At 52.5% G+C, this 19,850-nt stretch carries 19 protein-coding genes and 2 riboswitches; of the genes, 6 read left to right on the top strand and 13 right to left on the bottom strand.

The window, feature by feature from the left end; genetic code table 11:
- Window positions 1–306: 306 nt before the first annotated feature.
- Entirely contained in the window at window positions 307–1,167 is an 861-nt protein-coding gene (locus DZC51_RS11530; protein ID WP_157296078.1) for a pirin family protein, read from the bottom strand.
- Between the two features lie 80 nt (window positions 1,168–1,247).
- Here DZC51_RS11530 and DZC51_RS11535 point away from each other — a divergent pair, with 80 nt between their 5' ends.
- Window positions 1,248–1,850 carry an HD domain-containing protein gene (locus tag DZC51_RS11535; protein WP_157296080.1) on the top strand — a complete coding sequence of 201 codons (603 nt, stop codon included), beginning with the start codon at window positions 1,248–1,250 and terminating at the stop codon, window positions 1,848–1,850.
- On the top strand, window positions 1,832–3,625 hold the full coding sequence (locus DZC51_RS11540; protein WP_157296082.1) for a PDDEXK-like family protein: 1,794 nt from the start codon (window positions 1,832–1,834) through the stop codon (window positions 3,623–3,625). Before DZC51_RS11535 ends, DZC51_RS11540 begins: the two co-directional genes overlap by 19 nt.
- 162 nt (window positions 3,626–3,787) lie before the next feature.
- Here the strand turns inward: DZC51_RS11540 and DZC51_RS11545 are convergent, their stop codons facing one another.
- The 7 genes from DZC51_RS11545 to DZC51_RS11575 form a co-directional block, all read right to left on the bottom strand.
- A complete protein-coding gene (locus tag DZC51_RS11545; RefSeq protein WP_157296084.1) occupies window positions 3,788–4,600 on the bottom strand; it encodes a PP2C family serine/threonine-protein phosphatase in 813 nt (270 codons plus the stop codon).
- Entirely contained in the window at window positions 4,597–5,046 is a 450-nt protein-coding gene (locus DZC51_RS11550) for an HIT family protein (protein ID WP_157296086.1), read from the bottom strand. The genes DZC51_RS11545 and DZC51_RS11550 overlap by 4 nt, the downstream gene beginning before the upstream one ends.
- Window positions 5,047–5,278: 232 nt before the next feature.
- A complete protein-coding gene (gene acsA, locus DZC51_RS11555) occupies window positions 5,279–6,970 on the bottom strand; it encodes an acetate--CoA ligase (RefSeq protein WP_157296088.1) in 1,692 nt (563 codons plus the stop codon).
- A gap of 14 nt (window positions 6,971–6,984) precedes the next feature.
- Window positions 6,985–7,713 (bottom strand): ABC transporter ATP-binding protein, encoded by a 729-nt coding sequence (locus tag DZC51_RS11560; protein ID WP_157296091.1) that lies wholly within the window; start codon window positions 7,711–7,713, stop codon window positions 6,985–6,987.
- A 25-nt stretch (window positions 7,714–7,738) separates the two neighbouring features.
- Window positions 7,739–8,575, bottom strand: coding sequence for an ABC transporter permease (locus DZC51_RS11565; RefSeq protein WP_157296093.1), 837 nt, complete (start codon window positions 8,573–8,575; stop codon window positions 7,739–7,741).
- 7 nt (window positions 8,576–8,582) lie between these two features.
- Entirely contained in the window at window positions 8,583–9,575 is a 993-nt protein-coding gene (locus DZC51_RS11570; RefSeq protein WP_157296095.1) for an aliphatic sulfonate ABC transporter substrate-binding protein, read from the bottom strand.
- An 80-nt stretch (window positions 9,576–9,655) separates the two neighbouring features.
- Window positions 9,656–9,764, bottom strand: a riboswitch (SAM riboswitch).
- A 70-nt stretch (window positions 9,765–9,834) separates the two neighbouring features.
- Window positions 9,835–9,946: riboswitch (SAM riboswitch) on the bottom strand.
- Between the two features lie 99 nt (window positions 9,947–10,045).
- The gene (locus DZC51_RS11575; RefSeq protein WP_157296097.1) at window positions 10,046–11,152 is read right to left on the bottom strand and encodes a D-TA family PLP-dependent enzyme; all 1,107 of its coding nucleotides are present in this window, start codon (window positions 11,150–11,152) and stop codon (window positions 10,046–10,048) included.
- A gap of 133 nt (window positions 11,153–11,285) precedes the next feature.
- Here DZC51_RS11575 and DZC51_RS11580 point away from each other — a divergent pair, with 133 nt between their 5' ends.
- Entirely contained in the window at window positions 11,286–11,696 is a 411-nt protein-coding gene (locus DZC51_RS11580) for an FAS1-like dehydratase domain-containing protein (RefSeq protein ID WP_370513692.1), read from the top strand.
- Between the two features lie 159 nt (window positions 11,697–11,855).
- Window positions 11,856–12,686, top strand: coding sequence for a restriction endonuclease (locus tag DZC51_RS11585; protein WP_157296099.1), 831 nt, complete (start codon window positions 11,856–11,858; stop codon window positions 12,684–12,686).
- Window positions 12,687–12,791: 105 nt separating this feature from the next.
- Here the strand turns inward: DZC51_RS11585 and DZC51_RS11590 are convergent, their stop codons facing one another.
- The 3 genes from DZC51_RS11590 to DZC51_RS11600 all read right to left on the bottom strand — a co-directional run bounded on the left by DZC51_RS11590 (window position 12,792) and on the right by DZC51_RS11600 (window position 15,871).
- A complete protein-coding gene (locus DZC51_RS11590; protein WP_157296101.1) occupies window positions 12,792–13,226 on the bottom strand; it encodes a YugN family protein in 435 nt (144 codons plus the stop codon).
- A gap of 69 nt (window positions 13,227–13,295) precedes the next feature.
- Window positions 13,296–14,702: a vWA domain-containing protein gene (locus tag DZC51_RS11595; RefSeq protein WP_157296103.1), complete on the bottom strand. Its 1,407-nt coding sequence runs from the start codon at window positions 14,700–14,702 to the stop codon at window positions 13,296–13,298.
- Between the two features lie 11 nt (window positions 14,703–14,713).
- Window positions 14,714–15,871 (bottom strand): AAA family ATPase, encoded by a 1,158-nt coding sequence (locus DZC51_RS11600; RefSeq protein ID WP_157296105.1) that lies wholly within the window; start codon window positions 15,869–15,871, stop codon window positions 14,714–14,716.
- Between the two features lie 221 nt (window positions 15,872–16,092).
- On the opposite strand from DZC51_RS11600, the gene DZC51_RS11605 reads away from it, so the two are divergent.
- Window positions 16,093–16,476, top strand: a complete 384-nt coding sequence (locus DZC51_RS11605; RefSeq protein ID WP_157296107.1) for a hypothetical protein — start codon at window positions 16,093–16,095, stop codon at window positions 16,474–16,476.
- A gap of 78 nt (window positions 16,477–16,554) precedes the next feature.
- On the opposite strand, the gene DZC51_RS11610 is transcribed toward DZC51_RS11605, so the two are convergent.
- Window positions 16,555–17,472: an HD-GYP domain-containing protein gene (locus DZC51_RS11610; RefSeq protein ID WP_157296109.1), complete on the bottom strand. Its 918-nt coding sequence runs from the start codon at window positions 17,470–17,472 to the stop codon at window positions 16,555–16,557.
- Between the two features lie 257 nt (window positions 17,473–17,729).
- Here DZC51_RS11610 and DZC51_RS11615 point away from each other — a divergent pair, with 257 nt between their 5' ends.
- A complete protein-coding gene (locus tag DZC51_RS11615; protein ID WP_157296111.1) occupies window positions 17,730–18,389 on the top strand; it encodes a class I SAM-dependent methyltransferase in 660 nt (219 codons plus the stop codon).
- 53 nt (window positions 18,390–18,442) lie between these two features.
- On the opposite strand, the gene DZC51_RS11620 is transcribed toward DZC51_RS11615, so the two are convergent.
- Window positions 18,443–19,770 (bottom strand): IS3 family transposase gene (locus DZC51_RS11620; protein WP_370513675.1). Its coding sequence is split into 2 segments (ribosomal slippage): window positions 18,443–19,383 and window positions 19,383–19,770, totalling 1,329 coding nucleotides; the frame shifts between segments, so codons are not numbered across the junction.
- Window positions 19,771–19,850: the final 80 nt, after the last annotated feature.

Raw genomic sequence — 19,850 nt, forward strand, 5'->3', positions numbered from 1 at the left:
CGGGATTCGAACCCGTGTTACCGCCGTGAAAGGGCGGTGTCTTAACCGCTTGACCAAGGGGCCGTAGTCCTCAATCGGACAACGTTTATATTAGCAAAGAAAAATGGCCCATGCAACCCATTTTTTGAAGTCGGAATATTTATTTTTGAAGCGGTTCTTTGGTGTGCGTTTTTAGCGGCATTTGGCAACGTTTCTCATTATTATAGCAACGTCTCATCTCAATATTGCAACGTCTCAATGCTTTAACGCAACGCTCCACTTCTCTCACGACAAAAGCCCCGCGGATCCGCGGGGCTTCCCTTTTTCTTATTTCACCGCGGGCGGGCCGAATTTGCCGGCCTGGTAGTCGAAGAAGGCCTCGCGGATTTCTTCTTCCGAGTTCATGACGAACGGGCCGCGGGCGACGACGTTCTCGCGGAGCGGAACGCCGGAGTAAATCAGCACGCGCGTCCTGCTGTTCGCGCGGAGTTTCAGCCCGCTTGGCGCTGATTCCTCCCCTTCTTCGTTAAAGGTGAGCGTCGCGGCGTCTGTTTTGGACAGGACGGTGCCGGATTCTCCCGCTGACAGCTCTCCCGCCAGCACGTAGAGAAAGGCATTGTGGTTTTCCGGCAGGACATGTGTGTACTCGGCGCCTTCCTTGAGCGAGACTTCGGCCATCGTGATTGGCACTAGGCTTTCCATCGGTCCCTTCACACCGGCGACATCACCGGAATAGACCCGGACCGTGCCGCCATCCACCTCGGCAACCGGTGCTTCATCCACTCTGACGTTCTGGTAGAAGGAATCCGATCCCTTCAGCCGCTCCGGAAGATTCAGCCAGAGCTGCAGCGTGTGGATCAGGTCGTCCCCGTATGCCTCCTCGGCATGTCGGGCCCCGGAACCTGCGTTCATATATTGCACGTCTCCCGAGTCCAGGACCGAGTAGCCGCCTCCATTGTCGATGTGCTCGAGACGGCCGTCGATCACGTAGGTGATCGTCTGGAAACCTCGGTGCGGGTGGTCGGAGAACGTTCCCCGCTTAAACCAGTCGTCGGCCATAATGATGAACGGGTCGAATGCCTCCTCCTGCCCCGGCGGCAGCACCCACCCCTGCTGGACGTGCGGGAATCCGGGGTTCTGGTACCTCACCCGCCAATGGTCTTTGATATCACGCTGGAAATGTTGCATCGAAATCCCTCCCTGTTGTTTCCATCTTACCCGTTCCGGAATGATAAAATGGAGTGAACTGCTCACAAGGAGGAGATTGCATGAATCCGGCTTTATACGAGGCGGCACTTGAACGGATCAGTGGGTTGTTCGGGGAAGATGCGACCGGGCACGATGTCCGCCACACGCTCCGGGTATACCGGATGGCGATGCGGCTCGCGGATGCGGAAGGAGCCGACCGGGAACTCGTGGGGCTGGCCGCGATGCTCCACGACGCGGACGACCCGAAACTGTTCGACAGCGGAGACGGCCTGCCGAATGCGCGGGCGTTCATGGCGGAGCAAGGAATAGGGTCCGCCCAGACTGAAGCTGTCTGTACGATCATCGACGAGGTCTCCTTCAGCAAGAACGGAGGGAAGCGACCATCAACGGTCGAGGGGATGGTCGTCCAGGACGCCGACCGGCTTGATGCGATCGGCGCGATCGGCATCGCCCGGACATTCGCCTTCGGCGGCAACCGCGGCCAGCCGATCCATGACCCGGATCGTGACACCGGCACTTCCATCGCCCACTTCCACGAAAAATTGCTGAAACTGAAGGATCTCATGAACACGGAGGAAGCCAGGCGGATCGCGGAAGAAAGACACCGGTACATGGAAGCATTTTTGGAGGAGTTCCATGAAGAATGGAACGGACACCGCTAAATCAGCGCACAAATGAAGGAGGAGCCATGACCCACCATTCACATCAAGTCCTCGCCCTGATCGAGGACCCTGATTTCACTGTATTGGACGATCACTTCAACCGCTTCAACCCATTTAAGATTCTCCAGGTCGACAACTATGAAATCCGTCATTCCAATGTGCTGGGCTGGCTGATGGATCCAGCAGGGAATCATAATCTGGGACCCTACTTCGCGAAAAAGATCATTACGAAAGTATTTACGAATCCTGCGAACACAGACGATGAGGACAAGCTGTCCAATTACGATGTGTTGGAAATCTCCAGCCATCCCTACCACGACCTCACCGTCTTTAAAGAGCTTCAAACTTCCAACCGGAAGAGGATCGACCTGCTTGCCGTGTCTGCCTTCCATAAAACCGTCCTGCTGATTGAAAACAAGTACTGGTCAGGCGAATCGGAAGGCCAGCTGGAAGAGTATATCGAATACGCCCGGTCGGTCTATGGGGGATATAAGATCATTCCGGTTTTCCTGACTCTCCAGGATGAGGAGCCGACACACGAGGATTATCTGATGCTCGGTTATTCGGATGTGCTTGCAATTCTGCAGCAACTCCTTGAAACCCGGAAAGAATATATGAATGCACACATACATAACTTCATTTCGTATTACACCGACATCCTGGAAGATCAGCTTGTCGAGAATGAAAAGCTGAATGCCACCGGAATGGATCTATACAGAAATCATAAGGAAGCGGTCGACCTCCTGCATTTGCTCCGGCAAGGTCCTGGTGATGGGGATGATTTATTGATCAGCACCTACCGCCGGCATCTGGAGACCATCAATTTCATAAAGAGTGTCGGTGACAGCTTCCTGAAAGAGGCGTTCCTGAAGTTTGCACGAAAACGAAAGTGGCCTGAACATCTCTACACCGCCCATTTCCGTGTTCCACACTTCCTCGAGAAGACGTGGTTTGAGCAATACAAGGATAGCGACCTGAGGAAAAACTGGTGGATGAATCGAGGACTGATCGCCTGGTTTGAACGGGCAGGCGACCGGCTCAAATTGAGAGTGGAGGTCGGTCCGCTCGAACACGAATTGCGCGTCAGACTGCTTCGGGGACTGGCCGCAAGGGGACTCGACATCAAGGAGCAGGCATATGAGGAAAGCAGCCAGTACACCCGCATCTATATGGATGCGGAAGCCCCAGAATCTTGGGAAGATGTCAGCGAGCTCGCGCGGGTCATGGAACGGCTTTATGAGAAAGAAGCCTTCCAATCCCTGCTTCGCCTCACCAATGAAGCTGTGGTCATGGGCGAGGAAGGTGTACAGAACCGGACTGCTGACGGAACGCCGATTGAGCAGGCTTTCCGTCAGCTCCTTGAGGTCAAGGACATCTCGAACTACCAGATCCACCACCGCCTCCCCAACTTCGTCGAATCGGAATGGACCCGCTTCCCCGCCGGATATGATCTGACAGAAAAATACTGGCTCGGATACCCGCTCATCGCCTGGTTCCGCCTGAAGAATTCCGCGCTCCGCCTGATCATCGAGGTCGGTCCCCTGCCAACCGGGAAGAGAAATCATTTTCTATTGCGGCTTGAGGAAGAAGGCGTTCCGGTCCGTGCGCTGGCCTATGAGGAAGGAAGGAAATACACCCGCATCTTCTCCCGCGCAATTTCTGTCGGGAATATTGAGGATGCGGATGAACTGAGGAATGCGATGATTCAATTGATGGACAGCACAGAATACGGTGACATACGCGACCGGATTCGGCGGACGATAGGGGCATTATAAGAAGAGGCACCATCCGGAGTGTGAAACGGATGATGCCTTTTTTGATGAAAGTGACGAAAGGCGGCTTGAAAGTGATGAATCGTGCTGCGAAAGTGATGAATCCGGTCTTGAAAGTGACGAAACACCCATCGAAAGTGATGAATGATTCCCCGTCCCTCCTGATCACTTCTTACCCAAATCACTCGGCAGTACAGCATCCCGGGTCACCTTGATATCCCACGTGATGATTGTCGCGCTGTCTCTGACTCCGTGTTGCTGAATCGTTTCCAACATGGAATGGACAGCATCAGCAGCCGGAACTCCCCTCTGAAACGACTGATCAATGCTTGCAGGATCCGAGTAAGGGGCCCCCGGGCATTCGACCAAACCGTCGGTCGTCAGGAACAGCCGGTTTTCTCCTTTACGGAGCTCTCTTCTGCCGACCGTATAACACGGAAGTTCTTGTGCGAACGTGTTCACCTGGCCGATCCATTCGTAGAACTGCCGCTGATTCAACTGATATTGCCCCATCCGTACTAGTTCAGAATGGAACAGGTAAAGCAGGCAGTCCCCCACGGACAGCCACCATACATACGCTCCTTTTCTTGCCGCGATGAGGCATGCGGTTTCCCCTTTGACCTTCCGGCAAGCGACCAGAAACTCATCGGACTGAAACATGTTCAGTATTTTTCTTTCCAGCCCTGTGAATGCCTCATCGCTAGCTGGCAACCCGAGAATCCGTCTGATGGCAGTTTCCTCCTGCCCGAACAATTCCAGAACGGCATCGGCACTTTCAGCGGAATAATGGGCATCGAGAACCACCGCAAGCTCCCAGTCCTCCTCCCTGCTTAGCCAGATCAGACAGCCGTCTTCATTCTTGGATTGACCGGCCGTTGAATTTCCGCCGTACCGCCCCACCACGATATGCTTCAACTGAAGGATGGAGGGCCGGTCGACAAAATCATCCTCACTACCGACCCAACTGAAAGAGGTCATACCGAGTGTTCCTCCATATAATCTCTCAGACGGCCACAAAGGCGGACGACCTCATCGTTATCTCCCATCGGTGCGCCCTCCCAGTCGTAGACTTCAGAGGGTCCCCAATATTCCTGCGGCGTGCCCGGATAACGCGCCACCAGATGCATGTGAAGATGGGGAACCGCATTACCCGAGACGAATGAATAGATGTGCTCGGCGTTTTCTGATTCCTTCAGGGCTTTGCTTACTCTGGCCATCGTGACGCCGAACGCCTTGGCCTCTTCAATCGTCAGGTCAGCCAGTGTAGGGGCATGCCGTTTTAAATCGATCATGATGTGGCCCAGGTAGTTCGGCCGGCCATCCCTGTCGATATGTCCGACATACACGTGCTCATCTTCATAAATCACCGCTCCGGAAGTTTCAATATTTCCTGCGTGCTTGTCGCAGATAAAGCAATCCCCCATCATCCCTGCCCCCTTATTTGTAGTACGGATATCCTTCTTTCTATGAGGCCGCATTTCCTTCAATGACTCAAAAAGCCATCATCCGCGGCAGTTCGGATGATGGCTTTCTTCAATTTGAGCGAAAGTGACGAATGGCGTCTTGAAAGTGATGAAAGGGGTCGCGAAAGTGACGCATGGCTGCTTGAAAGTGACGAATCGGGCTTTGAAAGTGACGAATGCCCGATTCGGCCAATTACTCTCCTACAATTGCCGCTTCTTCTGCGCGCTTGGCTTCCAGCGCCTTCAGCTCCCTGCGAAGGATTTTCCCGGAGATCACCGTTTTCGGCAGTTCTTCCATGACTTCGATCTCGCGCGGAGCGGCGTGAGCGGCGAGGCCTTTTTTAACGAAGACACGGATGTCTTCGAGCAGTTCATCCGACTCTTGGAAGCCAGGGCGGAGCGTGATGAACGCTTTGACGATTTCTCCGCGGACCGGGTCGGGCTTGCCGATGACGCCGGCTTCGCCGACGGCCGGGTGCTCGATCAGCTTGCTTTCGACTTCAAACGGGCCGATGCGTTCACCGGAGGAGTTGATCATGTCATCGTCGCGGCTCTGGAAGAAGACGTAGTCATCCTCGTCCTGGTAGGCGAGGTCGCCGGACAGGTACCAGCCTTCGTATTTGAAGTAGGCGTCAAATCGGTCTTTGTTCCCCCAGATCTCCTTCATGAGGCCGGCCCATGGGGTCTTGATCGCGAGCTGGCCGACTTCGCCGCGTGGCAGTTCCTGTCCGTTTTCGTCCAGGATGCCGACGGTGATGCCCGGGAACGGGCGGCCCATAGAGCCGGGCTTGATCGGCTCGGCCGGCAGGTTCACGATCAGGTGCCCGCCGGTCTCGGTCATCCACCACGTGTCGTGGATGCGGACGCCGAGTTCGTTCCACGCCCAGTGGATGACTTCCGGATTCAGCGGTTCGCCGACGCTCAGGATGTGGCGGAGCGAGGACAGGTCGAACTGTTTGAGCGCGTCGCCTTTTGACAGCAGCATCCGGAAGGCAGTAGGCGCGCTGTACCAGATCGTCACGCCGAATTCCTCGATGAGGCGGTACCAGTCTTCGGCTTTGAAGCGGCCGCCTTGTATGATGACCGTCGCGCGGTTGAGCCACGGTGCGAACAGGCCGTATACGCTGCCGGTCACCCAGCCCGGGTGGGAGGTGCACCAGTAGACGTCGTCGTCCTTCACATCAAGCACCCATTTGCCCGAGACGTAATGATGGGACACGGCGCGGTGCGCGTGCAGGACGCCCTTCGGCTTGCCGGTGGAACCGCTCGTGTAGTGGATCAGCATACCGTCTTCCGGCCCGACCCACTCGGTCAGCTCCTCGCCGGGAACCACTTCAACTTCTTCCGCTTCAATCTCATCTGCGTATAGGACCGTTTCAAGCGACGGAATCTCTTCACGCGGGACGCGCTCGCCGAGCTCCCGATCCGTGATGAGGAGGGTACCGTTGCAGTCGTTGATCCGGTCCTTTACCGCTTCTTCCATGAAGGCCTCGAACAGCGGGCCCGCAATCGCGCCGATCTTGATGACCGACAAAATGGCGATATAGCATTCCGGTGTTTTCGGCAGGAAGACGAATACGCGGTCGCCTTTCTTCACGCCGTGCTTTTTCAGCACTCGTGCATAATGGTCCGTCTTCTCTTTCACTTCACGGAATGTCAGCGACCGGCGCTCATCACCGTTGGCGTAATGGAGGGCGATCTTGTCACCGTAGCCCTCGTCGACGTGGCGGTCGACCGTGGCGTATGCAGCGTTCACTTTTCCGGCTTTCCAGAACAGTTCACCCGATGCGTCCTCCCAGGTGAATGTGTTCCGGATCTCGTCATAGTTCTCAAGGTTATAGTTGCCCGGCAGCGGTGCCAGGATCTTTTCTTTTACGATTGTCATGCTGTCTCCTCCTATCAGGACCGGCTCAGGTCCAGGCTTTCCAGTATGTCCGTCTTCAGTTCCGCAAGGCGGGTGCTGCCGCGTGGTCTCGGCCTTGGCTCCCCGACGTTGATTTCACTCACGACCTCACCCGGCCGTCCGCGCAGGATGACAATCCTGTCGCACAGATATAAGGCTTCGTCGATGTCGTGGGTAACGAGCACCATCGTTGTGCCCGCCTCTTTCCAGATATCGAGCAGGAGGTCCTGCAGTTGCATCTTCGTGAAGGCGTCCAGCGCACTGAACGGTTCATCCAGAAGCAGGACCTCCGGAGAAGTGACGAGCGCGCGGGCTATTGCGACGCGTTGTGCCATGCCTCCGGACAGCTCTTTCGGATACAGATTTTCGCTGTCCCCCAGCCCGACTTTTCTGAGGATCTCGCGGCCCTTTTTCTCCTTGTCCCCGGCCTTGCTGGACAATCCGAATGTGACGTTTTCCAGGACGGTTAGCCACGGGAATAGCCTCGGCTCCTGGAAGATGAACCCCGCGGACTCCTGCACGCCGTCCACCAATTTTCCGTTCAGTCTGATCTCTCCGTCGTAGTTTCCGTCCAGGCCAGATATCGCCCGGAGCAGCGTGCTTTTCCCGCAGCCGCTCGTACCGAGAAGGCCGATGATCTCTCCCTCTCCCGCGGACAGGTTGACGTTCCGGACCGCTGTCTGGCCGTCGAATGTGCGGCCGACGTTTTTCAGTTCAAGTGCCATGGCCGAGGCCCCCTTTAAGCGTTTTTTATGATTGAACCGCGCGGTCCTGATAATGGAGTGCGCGCTCTTCGATGATTTTCAGGATCCAGTCAGACAGCTTGCCGATGACTGCGAACAGGATGATACTCGCAATGATCGTCTCGGGTGACAATGTGTTCTGGCCGACGACGAGCAGGTAGCCAAGCCCCTGGCTCGCGCCCATCAGTTCGGCTGCGACGACGAACATCCAGCCGAGACCGAGCCCGCTCCGGAGCCCGGTCAAAAACGATGGGAGCGCCGCCGGAAGAATGACCCGCGTAACCAGCTGATAAGCGTTCAGGCCGTACATGTGGCCGACTTCGATCAGCTTCCGGTCGACACCTGCAATACCGCTCACCGTGTTCAGGTAAACCGGGAAGAAAACGCCGACTGCGATCATTGTCACCTTGGACGGTTCGCCGATCCCCATCCAGAGGATGAACAGAGGCACCCATGCAAGGGACGGGATCGAGCGGAAGGCCTGGATCGTCGGGTCGAGCACATGCTCCGCCTTTTTATAGAATCCGACGACGGAACCGAGCACGACCGCGACAAGCGACCCGATCAGGAAGCCCGCGAACACCCGGTAGACCGTGATGCCGACATGGCTCCAGAGAGAACCGTCCTGCGCCATTCCGATGATGGTCGACAGGATCACGCTCGGTGCGGGCAACTGATAGGCCGGGAAAACTTCCGCCCGGCTGAGCGCTTCCCATATGATGACAAGGACCAAAGGAAGGATGCCGCCGAGCAATGCCTTTCGGACGCCTCCCGTTTTGACTTTTGCTTTATCCTTTGTCGCCTGCCGGCTTGCGCCGGGGATCGATATCGCCTGTTTCACCATTTTCCGGTCACTCCTCTCCGATCGCCTTTTCGGCAAATGCCGGGTCGATCAGTTCATCCGTCAGTTTCTCCACATCCGCGTCCGGCTTGATGACTTCCCCTTCCTGCAGGATCCGCCCGGCTTCGATGAGGGCATCGCGCTGCGCATCTCCTGGAACCGGTTCGGAGAAGTCGTTGCGCTCCATCTGGATTTCCGCGACTTCAAGCGGGATCTCCGCTTCTTCCGCAAGGAGCTTTGCTGCTTCTTCCGGGTTATCGATCACCCATTGGCGTGCCTTTTCGTAGGCTTCGATCACCCGCTCGACATGTTCCGGATACTTTTCCGCAAACTCTTCACGGACGTTCAGGAAGCTGTAGGTGTTGAATTCTTCATTGCGATAAAACAGCTCCGCGCCGGATTCCACTTCAAGCCGCGCCATATGCGGGTCAAGGCCCGCCCAGGCATCGACCGCGCCTGTCGTGAGGGAACTTGCGCCGTCCCCGTGCTGAAGGTTCACAATTTCCACGTCATCCGCTGACAGGCCGGCCTCATTCAACGCGCGCAGCAGGAAGATGTACGGGTCTGTACCGAGCGTCGCTGCGATTTTCTTGCCCTTCAGGTCTTCCACGCTCTCGATCGCGGAATCGGAACCTGTCACAAGTGCCGTCCATTCCGGCTTCGAAGCGATGTAAACGTTCTGGATCGGTGCGCCGTTCGCCTTGGACATGAGTGAAGCAGCTCCGGCAGCCGAACCGAAGTCGACACTGTTGCTGTTCAGGAATTCCAATGCCTTGTTGCTGCCCTGGCTGAACGCCCACTCGACCTTGATGCCGTCCTCTTCAAACTCCTCTTCCAGCCAGCCGAACTTTTTCAGGACGAGGCTGGTCGGCGAATAGTGCGCATAGTCCACCCGGATCTTTTCCGGATTGCCGTCTTCTTCCGCGTTGGATGACGAGCATCCCGCCAGCGCCAATAGTGCCGCCGCTGCCAGTCCGAGCAGTTTGATTTTCGTGTTTTTCATGTTTTCTCTCTCCCTCTCGTGTGTATGTATGGAAATAAAAAAGCTCTCTTCTAAGAAGAGAGCGCGGGTTTCCCGTCCTCTTCTTATCTCTTGGGAATTGCTTCCCACAGGAATTAGCACCTTTCCAGACATCTGTCTGGTGGTTGCCGGGCATCGTCGGGCCAGTCCCTCCGCCGCTCTTGATAAGAAATTATTTATTCAGTTTGACGGGATATGAAAAGCCTCCCTGAATGATCAGAGAGGCCGACTGTCCCGTTCTCTCTTATCTTCCCGGACAGATGGATGTCCGGCTGGATGTGGCACCTTTCAGGCATCGCCTGAAGGTTGCCGGGCTTCATCGGGCCAGTTCCCTCCGCCGCTCTGGATAAGAATATTTTGATTTGATTGCCATCTTACAGGAAGAATCTTCATCGGTCAACTCGAGATTTCTAAAATGGTAAAATAGTCGGAAACCTAGGTCCTTGGACCAGTCAGCTCAACTTCCCTCTGGCCTCAACCGGGATTTCATCGACGACTTCGTCCCCGGAGATGAGCCAGGCGCGCTCATGCAGGTTGCACACCGGGCAGATGTGGTTCGGAATGATCCTGACTTTGGCGCCGATTTCCACCTGGCTGCTGAAACCTTCGCTGTAGATGATTGCATGCTCGTCGAACACACCATCGATGAATACATCGTCGAACTCCTTGATCTTCCCGAGTCCCTTGGTGGCCGTGATGCCGACAGACCTGGTCTGGGCGGTGATGCCCTTTGCCCCGACGTCCATGATCACACGCTCTCTTGTCGGCTTGCTGATAACGGTCGTCAATATTGTGGCGGCACAGCGGCCGTAATGGCCGAGCACATTCGACTGGGACGCGTCCATGAACACATACGTGCCGGGCCGGATCTCCGTAATGCCATTGGGGATATCAAAGCCGAGCAGGAACGGCGGCGTCGAGCCAATGCTTACGGTTTCCGGCTCCATTCCCTCATCCCGCGCAATTTGGGCGAACCGCAGCGTCCGGTCCGATGCTTCCTCGAACAGTTCCCGGCATTGTTCCGCGCTTTCCGCCTTGTACGTATGCCCGTCGTGGGAAAAGACCCCACGGAAATGGACGTGATCAGTGGTGCGGATCGCTTCCAAAAGTGTCCGGAAATCACTCTCCTCAATAATCCCCGACCGCTTCTCGCCGACTTCAATCTCCACCAGCACCTGCGCCGGCTTCTGCGCACCCCGGAATACCTCTTCGATCTGTTTGATCTGGACAGGGCTGTCCACCCCGAATGAAACATCAATGGACTCAGCCAGTTTCCGGACCCGCTCGAGCTTCGTCTTGCCGACGACCTGATTGGCGATAAAAATGTCATCCAGTCCGCGTGCAGCCATCACTTCCGCTTCGCCGGTCTTGGCGACGGTGATCCCTGTCGCACCGGCTTTCTTCTGCAGCTTGGCCACATATGGCATCTTGTGCGTCTTCGTATGGGGCCGCAACTTTACCCCGTTTGCATCAGCGTACTCTTGCATCGAGCGGATGTTTTCAAGAAGAATTTCTTGGTCTATCAGTAGTGCCGGCGTGTCCAGTTCATTGACGTTCATGTTCCCTTCCCCCTTTATATTTGAATAGTCTATTAATATTGTCTCCCAAACATGTAGCCCTTGGCAATGGAACGGCCCGGACTGTTACAATTCCTTATACAGCACTGCCAATGAACTTAAGGGGGAATCACGAATGGGGGATATCGGGGGAACCGCATTGGGGATCAAAGCGGGTGATATCATCCGTTTTGAGCGGACATTCACCAAGGAAGACGTGGAGCTGTTCACAAAAGTCTCGAAGGACGAAGGTGACCATCACGTACAGCCCGACGAACTAGACCGGCTCATCGTGCAGGGACTGCTGACGGCGACACTGCCCACAAAAGTCGGAGGCGACAACAATGTCCTTGCCCGCACGATGAACTTCGAATTCTTCCGACCTGTATTCACTGGAGACACAATCACCTGCGACGTCACCATCAAGCAGCTGGAAAAGAAAGACGAACGGAAAACTGCCATCTACGCCACATTCCACTGCGACAACCAGCATGGCAAGCAGGTGCTTGGCGGGAGTTTTGGTGGAGTGATTTTGACTGGGGAATAAATTTGCGAATACATTAAAATAATGGCTCCGGAAATGTGCCGGAGTCCTTTTATTTGGAATCAAGCCCGTCTCACCAGAATATTTTCCAGAACTTTACTTGTACACACTACATTTCATTTTGGACACCCTATTACCAACAGAGACAAAAGGAGTCCAGTCATGAAAAAGAAACGAGGAAGAAGAAAGAGCACAGATACCATTGAGTTCAATATACCGCCGATATTCCTTTACGTAACCATCTTATTTTCCATGGGTGTAAGGTTGGCTTGGGAGATAAAAAATGTACATCATGATTTCCAGACAATACTTACACTCTGGCTCTTCATTTTCTTTATCATTGTTGGTTTATTTATAATTCTAGGGCTACAGAGACCTTTTTATCGTACTCGGCGTATTGAGCACTGGAGATATAGAGAAAAAACACTACTAGTCCTTTACTTCTTTTTGGTGACCATCATGGTGGGAGAAGCATTTAAATACGGTCGGTTGTTGATTCCCGTATACTTTATTTGTCTTTTTTATGTGGCTCTCTTGGCAGTAAGAAATGGGAATAAACTTTTCGAGATAAAACCCAGTATTGATCACGTCTCTCTCAAGGAGGTTGATCAGATGTCAGGAACAGAATTTGAAGTCTTCCTCTCGAAACTTTACCGGGGTTTGGGTTATAAGGTTGAAGTGACTCCTCACACGGATTTTGGGATCGACTTGATTGTCGTAAAAGATGGGATGAGATCAGGAATTCAAGCAAAGTGCTATGGCGAAGGCCGAACTGTGGGTGTTGCAGCTGTAAATGAGGTTTGTGGAGGGGCAGGTTATTGGAACGTTCAAAATAAAGTAGTCATCACAAATCGTGTTTTTACTAAGAAGGCGATGATCACTGCACGCTCAAATAACGTTATAATGATTGACCGTAATGACTTACAAGAGTTGATTGATGACTACAACAAAATGGTGAACTCAAAGGAATATATTCCTCCTCCCTCAGCCTAAGATACGCAATGCGCGAGTGTTCACGTTGATACGTGAAAGTACACTACCGCGCGACGCCAACACGAAAAAACGCCTGTCCACACTCTCGGACAGGCGTTTTCCATATCAGCTCGTTTTCAGCAATCCCTGCGAATGCATGCAGTCCAGAAGATCTGCCACTGCCAGTTCTCCCGCATGGATCCAGCGGTTCTTATCAATGATGTTTCCGTCTTTATCCACCGGTTTCTGGAACTGGCTGAAGCCGGTCGCATCCAAAAGCGCGTCCCCGCTATGGTCCAGGCCGAGATGCACTACGTGTTTGATCACATAAGGTGTGCCGAACCGGATTGTGGCAAACGGATGGTCCAGCTGGCCGTCCATTACCACGAACGGAAGCCGGACATAGATGGTTTCGCCGCCTTCCTGGCAAAGGATATGGTCAAAGCAGCCATGGTCGTAATCCCAGTTTCCGCCCATATGATAGCCGAGGTCACGAATGCAGTCGCTCACAATGCCGTAAGATGCCAATTGCCCTTCAAGTTGTGTTTGAAGCTTCAGCATGCTGTCTCCTCCTCTGTGTTGTTCCTTTTCAGCATTTACAAAAGGAGGGGAGAGCATACCTGAAGCACCTTACACTTCAAAGGCGGCAAAGCTGCCTTCTTCGTTGAATTCACTGATCTGGACTACCCGGTCGGTGAACGGCTCGACCGATTCCGGTTTGGTGCCGATGAGCAGAGACAGTACCTGGAAGGCTTTCTCATGCTTTATTTTGTTGAACCGCTCCAGGAATTCATCCGTCACCTGATCTTCGCCGTCCGTGACAAACACGAGGTCCGCCTCTTTAAATCGGCTTTCGCCGATTACCTCCAGAGCTTCACCGAGGGCCAGATCGAACTTCGTTCCGCCTCCCAGAAAAGCCTCGGCAAGCTTGACGATTTGTGAGGCTCCGATGTCCCCTTTGCTGAATTCAAATTGCTGGACCTGTGAAGAAAACAAGATGAGGCTCAGGTCCCGCTTCTGTCTTTTAGCGATCGACATCAGGGCGAGGACAAACCCTTTTGACTGGGTGTCCAGTTCCCTCATGCTGTCCGACTGGTCCAGGCAAATGACGATCGGACCTTTATTGAGATGTTCGGGGCCCTTCAGTTCAAATTGCATCGTCTGCCTTTCCGAGAATCGCCGAAGGAAATCCATTTTCGTCATCGGATGAGTATACAGGCTGAGCTCGACCGGAAGCAGATTCTCGACGTCTATCCCGGTCGTGACTCCCTGCCTTGCCACCGACTCGGTCTGTTTGGCCTTTTGCTTTTTCCGTGCGGCCTGCTTGAAACGTCCCGCCCAGTCCGCGATTTCCTTCAGCTTACGGTCGGTTGATATTTTTTCCGCAAGGTAGATCTTGTCACGGAGCGGGACTTTTCTCAGTTCTGCATCGCCGCTTCCCGCTCGGCTCCCGCCCAGAAGGGACTTCAGCCATTCTCCCGCCTGCTGGGCTTCACCCCTAGCCTGGTCCATCGACTGCCGGAAACTCTCGAGGTTGAATTCGATGGTCTGCTTGAGCTTCTCGTTGAATTCTTCCAGGCTTTCCGCAAGGACTTCCGGATTTAGCTCCTCTTGCCGCCGGCTGGCCTGTTCACGAACTTTGCGGAGTTGCTCCCGTAGGCTCTTGTCTTTTTCCGTTTGCATGACCAGCCACTGGTGAGTCTTTTCACCGGTTTTGACCGTGCTGATCGCGGACGCCCAGTCATTTAAGCGGGTGAAATGACGGAATGAATCAAAGGACGGATCGGCCATGATTGCCTGCATGATCTGCTTGTTGGCCGCAAGGGATCCGTCCACGTCCTCTTCCGTGATGGAAGGCTTCATTTTGTACAGGGATGCCCAGATGTCTCCGAGCAGCGCTTCGAAAGTCGGGATGACCGCTTCGTCCCTGAGTTCTTGGAGTCCCTTCGACATCTCTATAATTTCCTTGAACCGCCGCTTGTCGAAGGCGTCTGTGTTCAGGACAGAACTATTTTCTTCAAGGTCCAGCTGACTCATCCGGCATCGCCTCACATTCTGTAGTAGATCCCGGACGTATCCTGACCAGTTTCTCCGTCATACATCGAGTTCACGGCGAGTTCCTGCTGCATCGACTTCACTTTAAGGAGGACCGTATCGATTTCCTCATTTCGGCCTTCATGGCGTACTTTCAGACCATCCAGCTCAGCTTCCAGCTTTTTCAGCTTTTGAGTGGCTTCCATTCCATACTCCGCCGACGGGTCTTTCCTGACCCGCCCGAAGATGTCCTTGGCCTCCTTTTTGAGAGAATCCAGCGTCTTGACCAGGGCGTCCTGGGCATGTCTGCGTACGATAACGCAGACTGCCTCTTTCTGATCGGTCGTCTCCCAGAGGGAATGTTCAAGGAGAATCAGGTCTTCCGGCAGCACGGTCTGCCGCTTATTGATCAGTGCCCTTGCCTGCAAGAGGGACAAAGACTGCTTGAACCGGCGGTCGGAAGGCCGGATCCCTTCGTCCTTCAGTTCGTTCCTAATTTTCAACAGTGCCGTATACACGTCGTCCTGGATGGCTACCTGATCCGTCATGTGCTGAAGATCGATCAGTTCCTCCAGGGTCATCACCGGCATCTGCTGATGCTGCCCCGAGTCTTTCATCATCGCAATGAAGTTCGCTTCATCAGCGATGTAGTCGACTTCAAACCGGAGGAGAAAACGGTCGAACAGTGCTTCAAGCCCTTCCCCGTCCTCCGGAAATTCGTTGGACGCACCGATCACCGACATGAGCGGCACCTGCACCGGAGCGCCATCATTGTAAAAGACCCGTTCATTCAAGAGGGTCAGAAGGCTGTTGAGGATCGCACTGTTTGCTTTGAAAATCTCATCAAGGAACGCCACATGCGCCTCGGGCATCTTGTTTTTCGTATTCCGCTTGTAGACACCCTGCTCCAGGTCCCTAAGCGACAGCGGGCCGAACAGTTCCTCCGGCGTACTGAATCTCGTCAGCAGCCACTGGAAGTATTGCGTGCCCTGAATCATCTTTGAAAGCTCCATTACCAGCGCGGATTTCGCCGTGCCGGCCGGACCGATCATGAGGATATGCTGCCGCGCCAGCGCAGCGACCAGGATCGCCTCGATCTCGGCTTCGCGCTCCTGGAACCTCGCATTCAACGCATCTTTGATTTCATCTATTTTTGCAAGATTATTTTCCATCTCACCACTGCTCCTGTCTCATGCTGTCTGTGTTCAATCAGCGTTTCCACATTTTACATTCCCTAATCTGGAAAGCGGTAAGCCCATGGACGCTCCCCCACACTAGTTACAAATAAAAGGAAATCGGATAAAATAAATCACACAACATCGCAACACCTGTAGGAACTTAGCCAGACAGTTGGGATAGAGGAGAAGTTAAATATGTGAGGGGTTCTGAGAAAATGGCTCTGAAGGATTGGTTGAAATATTGGATGGTATTCTTATTATTGATTTTCGTAATCCTTGGCTTGCCAACCTATTACGTGACTTTCCATACGCCCAAAAATTCGCTGGAACTCTATCAGGCCATCGCTTTTGCAGACGATTTCGAAGAGGCAACAAAATTAATGCTAGAGGGATACGAAGGGAATTTCAGAGAAGAAGACTTTGCGTTTATCTCGAACTTGGATCAATCCCCAAAATCGATAGGCCAATTTTCACTTTTTGAATATGACGAAAAAACTTTTTTGATCATGACTACCCCTGGTACAAATAAGCTAGAAGTTCTTGCGGTAGATGAATTGCCAAAAGATCTTAGGGATTACTTTCGGCATTTGGAACCGTAATGCAGCCAAAGAAAAACGCTCATCCCATCTGGAATAAGCGTTTTTCAGTAACAGTTTAAGATGTGCGTTCGGTTGTCCTCATTTTCCGGTGTCTTGTATTTCGAAAAGGCTAAGAAAAACATCGGCGATTTCAGGATCAAATTGCGCTCCCTTGCCCTTTCGTATTTCATCTAATGTGTAGGTTAATCCGATCTTATCCCTGTATACGCGTTTTGACCTCATCGCGTCAAATGCATCCGCAATAGAAACAATTCGGGCGAACAGAGGGATTTCATGGCCTTTCAAACCTGCCGGATACCCCTTTCCATCAAAACGTTCATGATGGTACAAGACAATATCCAGTACACCATTATCCTTAAATTCCCCAATATGTTTGATCATTTCAAAGCCCGTCTTCGGATGTGTTTTGATAATCTCATATTCTTCAACAGTCAATTTTCCTTCTTTTGAAAGGATATGCTCGGGTACACCTATTTTTCCGATATCATGCAGCAATGCACCTTCGCAAATGATCCCACAGTGCTCTCGGGATAGGGCCATCTTCTCTGCCAGTTGCAGTGCATATTTCGCCACGTTCTCAGAATGGTTCGCTGTATAGGGATCTCTGGAATCCAATGCATTTGTCAGTGTAGTCGTTATTTCTAAGTGGTCTCTCCTAACTTTTTGAACGAACTTCATCAGTTCAGCCGAAATGAGCGTGATCAGAAAATAGGTCAGCAAATAAAGGATAAAGGTAAATGCGTTCGGTTCGGTATCCGGAACCAGATAATACCTGCATGTGACGACAATTAACGTCAAGGCAAACAGATACCATTTTGGTTTATTACTAAACCCGATGCCAAGGAAGATAACAGACAACACACTAAAGATAAAAAAATGTCTATTATCATTCAGAATGATGCTGTCAAGAAATACACTGAATATCAACAGGCCGAAAAAAGCATAACGGGCCATTAGCGGGTTATTCAGCAACCTCTCGAGTATCTGCCCTTTCATTCCAACCCTCCAATCCTACTTCCTCTTATTACGGAAGAATACCCGAAACCTACCCCCGCTAACTAAAAAGGGCTCAGGACCTACTCCTCACTAAACAGCGCTTTGTCAGCGTTCTTGAATAGGTTGTTTCCTTCAAAATACGACGAAACTTATATAATTTCGATATTATAGTAACATGGAATTGATTGGAGTGAATTCTATTGTATAGGCTACGCCTTATGGTCTTCTAAACATCTTCACTATTTAGGAGGCTAAACATGACTAACCCATTCGAATCAAAGATCATCCCGTTTTATGGCGGCATCAAACCCGAGCTTTTTGAAATCGAAAGAAGATGCATGGACAGAAAAGGCAACGTCATTCAGTACCTGGAAGAACATCTCCCGGATGGCCTGATCCTGGATGTGGGAGCAGGCAACGGATTCACAGCTGAAAAGCTGATCCGTGAAGGCAGATTTGTCATCCCGATGGAACCGGACGAAAAAATGATCGATCGCAGTAAAAAACTCGTCTGGTCCAATGGCGTGGCACAATCCATCCCTTTCCACGACAATACTTTTGATGCCATATATTCTACTTGGGCATTCTTCTTTGATGGGATCAAGGATATCGATGAAGGCTTAAGCGAAGTGGAGCGGGTCGTGAAAGACGGCAGCCGGATCATCATCGTAGATAATTACGGGGATGATGAGTTTTGTTCATACTCTCCGAACGACATTACAAGTTCTGTTGCTCCATGGGTCCAGCGGGGATTTGAATACGAAGTGATTGATACAGAATTTATCTTTGACGATGTCCTGGAAGCGAAAAAGCTATTAACTTTCTATTTCGGGGAACAGGGCAGTCGGGTTAACAAAACGACGCTTGAATACAAAGTGGTGGCTTACACAAAAGTATTGAATAAATCGGACCGATAAGCAGGACGCTGAACCGAACCCTATAAAGCGGACAGCTTAATAAAAGACCCTGCTTATGCGGCGATGAGATGACTCCGGTATTGTGCCGGAGTCATCTTTTTTAGATTCCATTGATATCGGTGGTTGTTGTACTCGTAAACATACTCATCCACCAGTAGTTTGAGCTCATCGAAGGTTTGGCATTGCCTGTAGTCAATTTCATCTTTCATATGACCGAAGAAGGATTCCATCGGCGCATTGTCCCAACAATTTCCCTTTCGGGACATTGATTGTTTGATGTTCAGGTCCTTGATGCGTTTCTGATACTCGGGATGGGTGTAGTGGAACCCTTGGTCTGAATGAAGGACGATTTCCGGATGAAGATTCTCTCCAAGAGCTCCTTCAAGCTTGTCCAGCGTCCGGTAGACGATTGGCATGGAAAGGCTGGTCGTCAGTTCATGGACGAGGATTTCCTTGGTCGCCGCATCCTTTATCGTGGAAAGGTAGGCTGGCTGGCCTTTGCCGTGATACAGATAGGTAATATCAGTCAGGAGGACCTTGCCCGGCTCATCCTGTTGGAACTCACGATTCAGGTGATTAGACACCGTACGGTGTTCCTGCGTCGCCTTCGCCATCTTCCTGTAGGGATGGGCTCTCCGGATTCTGGCATGAAGGCCGAAGAGGCCAGTGAGGCGAAGGATTTTCTTGTGGTTCATGACTACGCCATATTCATTCCTCAAAATCATATGTAGGGTGCGGTATCCTGCTTTCCCTTTCTTCCGTTCCTGGATCTCGATCAGTAGAAGGGCATCCTCATAATCCGCCTCCGCACGGAGGTCGCGTGAATCACGGCGGATCAGCCATTCATAGTAACCCTGACGGCGGACTCCCGCGACCCTGCATAGATAGGCGACGGCTCTCTTGAGCCCAAACGTCCGGATCACTTCTTCAATCAATGCATATTTCTCTCCCGGTGTAAGCCTTACTTCCTCAGCCTCCTCTCGGCTGCCTCTAACTTTTTTAACAATTCCAGTTCAGCCTCTAGATACTTGATCTTAGCCTGTGCCTTTTTCAGTTGTTCTTCCGCAGACAGATCTCGTGTTACCGGCCGGCCAGTGCTTCCGCGGCCCCGACGCTCAGACAACAGTCCTTCCTCGCCAAGGGCGTCATACGATTTCCTCCATCGCTTTAGCGATTGTTTAGGTATATCCGTCCCAATCTGCTTGGGATCCAACCCTGCCTCCAGGAAGATTTCGTATGGCGTCTTGCCTTCCTGATAGGCCTTCACGGCGTTCAATTTAAATTCAGGCGAGTATTGTATGGTCTTATCCGTTACATGAAGGACATTGGGATTGTCCTCGAGAAGTCGGCGAATGGATTCATTGATAGGTTGGCGGCTCATTGAAAATCTCCTCCGTTCAACTTTGTGTTCAGTATAGCGGAGTTTTTGACCACGCAAAAACCCCGAACCGGGACTTTTTT

This window comes from Bhargavaea sp. CC-171006 (genome assembly GCF_009761675.1).
Taxonomy (GTDB): Bacteria; Bacillota; Bacilli; order Bacillales_A; family Planococcaceae; genus Bhargavaea; species Bhargavaea changchunensis.